Annotated in this window: 1 protein-coding gene; it reads right to left on the reverse strand. The window is 46.9% G+C overall.

Features of this window, described 5'->3' with window-relative positions:
* Window positions 1–81: 81 nt before the first annotated feature.
* A partial coding sequence (locus A3735_RS26440; RefSeq protein WP_156499941.1) for a sigma-70 family RNA polymerase sigma factor occupies window positions 82–701 on the reverse strand: 620 nt, incomplete at its 5' end.

Consider the following 701-nt stretch of genomic DNA (forward strand, 5'->3'; position numbering starts at 1 on the left):
CCAAGAGATGATCCAGAGAGTTCTTGATCAATACGGGGCGCATTATAATGCGCCCCGAAAGAAGATGCTAGAGGAAAATGCTTATTCGTCCAGGAAGCTTCTTAGGTGATCTGAGCGGCTTGGATGGCGTAGTTTTCTTAGCGCTTTCGCTTCGATCTGACGGATACGCTCACGCGTTACGTCGAACTGCTTACCTACTTCTTCCAAAGTATGGTCTGTGTTCATTTCGATACCAAAACGCATACGTAGTACTTTTGCTTCTCTAGCAGTTAGTCCGGAAAGAACCGTACGTGTAGACTCTCTTAAGCCCTGGCCTGTAGCCGTATCAACGGGCGATTCTGCCTGGCCATCTTCGATAAAGTCACCCAAGTGTGAATCTTCGTCATCACCAATAGGCGTTTCCATTGAGATTGGTTCTTTAGCAATCTTAAGGACTTTACGTACCTTGTCTTCAGGCATATCCATGCGCTCACCTAACTCTTCAGGTGTTGGCTCGCGGCCCATTTCCTGAAGCATCTGGCGTGAGATGCGGTTCAATTTATTAATGGTTTCGATCATGTGTACCGGAATACGGATCGTACGTGCCTGGTCAGCAATAGAACGAGTAATTGCCTGACGAATCCACCATGTAGCGTAAGTCGAGAACTTGTAACCACGGCGATATTCGAACTTATCTACCGCTTTCATCAAGCCAATGTTAC

The sequence above is a fragment of the Oleiphilus sp. HI0061 genome, assembly GCF_001635675.1.